Source organism: Tenacibaculum aiptasiae (genome assembly GCF_008806755.1).
Classification (GTDB): Bacteria; Bacteroidota; Bacteroidia; order Flavobacteriales; family Flavobacteriaceae; genus Polaribacter; species Polaribacter aiptasiae.
In genome coordinates this window covers 135,176-137,980 of record NZ_WAAU01000014.1, presented here as the reverse complement: position 1 = coordinate 137,980, position 2,805 = coordinate 135,176, and the positions used below count along the sequence as shown (strand labels likewise).

Below are 2,805 nucleotides of genomic sequence, written 5' to 3'. Positions count from 1 at the left end.
AATGGTGTTAAATCTACTGTTCCACCATCTTCTAATGTTAAGATGTTTCCTGTTGCTAATGTTAATGCTTGATCATCTGTATTCTCTACGCATGGTGTTACCTCTCCTGTTCCACCATCTTCTCAGGTTAAGATATTTCCTGCTGCTAATGTTAATGCCTGATCATCAGTTCCTGCTGCTGCTAATACAGTTGAGAAATCTACTGTTTGAGTTCCACCATCTTCTAAAGTAACTGTTAATATTCTTGTTGTATTATCAAGTGTTGCTGTGATTGCTTGATCATCTGTATTGTCTAAGAATGGTGTTAAATTAACCGTTCCTCCATCTTCTAATGTTAAGATATTTCCTGCTGCTAATGTTAAAGCCTGATCATCTGTTCCTGCAGCTGCTAATACAGTTGAAAAATCTACTGTTTGAGTTCCGCCATCTTCTAAAGTAACAGTTAATATTCTTGTGGTATTATCAAGTGTTGCTGTGATTGCTTGATCATCTGTATTATCTAAGACTGGTGTTAGCTCTACTGTTCCACCATCCTCTAATGTTAAGATATTTCCTGTTGCTAAGGTTAATGCCTGATCATCGGTATTTACGCCTGCTGCAATTGTTGTTAATGGAACTGTTGCTGTGTTTCCATCTTCTATGGTAATACTTAAATCTGTTCCTACAACACCAAAATTAGTTACCGTTTGATCATCCGTTCCACCTGCTGTTAATACAGTTGAGAAATCGACCGTTTGTGTTCCTCCATCTTCCAGCGTAATCGTTAATATTTTTGTTGTATTATCAAGCGTTGCTGTAATTGCTTGATCATCTGTATTATCTCAGAATGGTGTTAAATCTACTGTTCCACCATCTTCTAATGTTAAAATGTTTCCTGTCGCTAAGGTTAAAGCCTGATCATCGGTATTTACTCCTGCTGCAATAGTAGCTAATGGTACCGTTGCCGTGTTTCCATCTTCTAACGTAATGCTTAAGTTAGTTCCTACTATACCAAAATTAGTTACCGTTTGATCATCCGTATTTACACCTGCAGCAATCGTAGCCAATGGTACAGTTGCAGTGTTTCCATCTTCTAAGGTAATGCTTAAATCTGTTCCTACAATACCAAAATTAGTTACCGTTTGATCATCCGTTCCACCTGCTGTTAATACAGTTGAGAAATCGACCGTTTGTGTTCCTCCATCTTCCAGCGTAATCGTTAATATTTTTGTTGTATTATCACGCGTTGCTGTAATTGCTTGATCATCTGTATTATCTCAGAATGGTGTTAAATCTACTGTTCCACCATCTTCTAAGGTTAAGATGTTTCCTGTAGCTAAAGTTAAAGCCTGATCATCTGTTCCTGCGGCTGCTAATACAGTTGAGAAATCTACTGTTTGAGTTCCACCATCTTCTAAAGTAACAGTTAATATTCTTGTGGTATTATCAAGTGTTGCTGTGATTGCTTGATCATCTGTATTATCTAAGAATGGTGTTAAATTTACTGTTCCACCATCTTCTAAAGTTAAGATGTTTCCTGTTGCTAAGGTTAATGCCTGATCATCGGTATTTACGCCCGCGGCAATTGTTGTTAATGGTACCGTTGCCGTGTTTCCATCTTCTAACGTAATGCTTAAATCTGTTCCTACAACACCAAAATTAGTTACCGTTTGATCATCTGTATTCACACCTGCGGCAATTGTCGCTAATGGTACCGTTGCCGTGTTTCCATTTTCTAACGTAATACTTAAATTGTTTCCTACAATACCAAAATTAGTTACTGTTTGATCATCTGTATGCACGCCTGCTGCAATCGTTGCTAATGGTACACTTACAGTATTGTTTTCACTATCGGTGATTACTAAATTTGTTCCTACTACTGTAAAACTTGAGTTGGTTGTATTTGTATCTACTCCCGCAGCAATCGTAGCCAATGGTACAGTCGCAGTATTCCCATCTTCTAAGGTAATACTTAAATTATTTCCTGAAACACTAAAATCTGTTACCGTTTGATCATCAGTATTTACTCCAGCCGCAATTGTTGCTAATGGTACCGTTGCCGTGTTTCCATTTTCTAACGTAATACTTAAATTGTTTCCTACAATACCAAAACTAGTTACTGTTTGATCATCTGTATTCACGCCTGCTGCTATATTAGCTAATGGTACACTTACAGTATTGTTTTCACTATCGGTAATTACTAAATTTGTTCCTACTACTGTAAAACTTGAGTTGGTTGTATTTGTATTTACGCCTGCAGCAATTGTCGCTAATGGTACAGTTGCGGTATTTCCATTTTCTAACGTAATACTTAAATTGTTTCCTACAATACCAAAACTCGTTACTGTTTGATCATCTGTATTCACGCCTGCTGCAATCGTTGCTAATGGCACACTTACAGTATTGTTTTCACTATCGGTAATTACTAAATTTGTTCCTACTACTGTAAAAGTTGAATTGGTTGTATTTGTATCAACTCCCGCAGCAATCGTAGCCAATGGTACAGTCGCAGTATTCCCATCTTCTAAAGTAATGCTTAAATTATTTCCTGAAACACTAAAATCTGTTACCGTTTGATCATCAGTATTTACTCCAGCTGCAATTGTTGCTAATGGTACACTCACTGTATTTCCTGCACTGTCTGTGATTACTAAATTTGTTCCTACTACTGTAAAACTTGTATTAGTAACTGTAGTATCTACTCCTGCTTTTATACTTGCTAATGGAACTGTTGCTGTGTTTCCATCCTCTAACGTAATGCTTAAATCTGTTCCTGAAATACTAAAATCTGTTATCGTTTGATCATCCGTATTTACACCTGCGGCA

The 2,805-nt window shown here is 37.1% G+C and carries 2 protein-coding genes; both read right to left on the bottom strand.

The features are described 5' to 3' along the window. Nucleotides 1-821: 821 nt before the first annotated feature. The gene (locus F7018_RS10255) at nt 822-1,046 is read right to left on the bottom strand and encodes a hypothetical protein (protein WP_150899973.1); all 225 of its coding nucleotides are present in this window, start codon (nt 1,044-1,046) and stop codon (nt 822-824) included. A 210-nt stretch (nt 1,047-1,256) separates the two neighbouring features. Next, on the bottom strand, nt 1,257-2,805 hold a 1,549-nt coding region (locus tag F7018_RS10250), incomplete at its 5' end, for a beta strand repeat-containing protein (protein WP_175578707.1).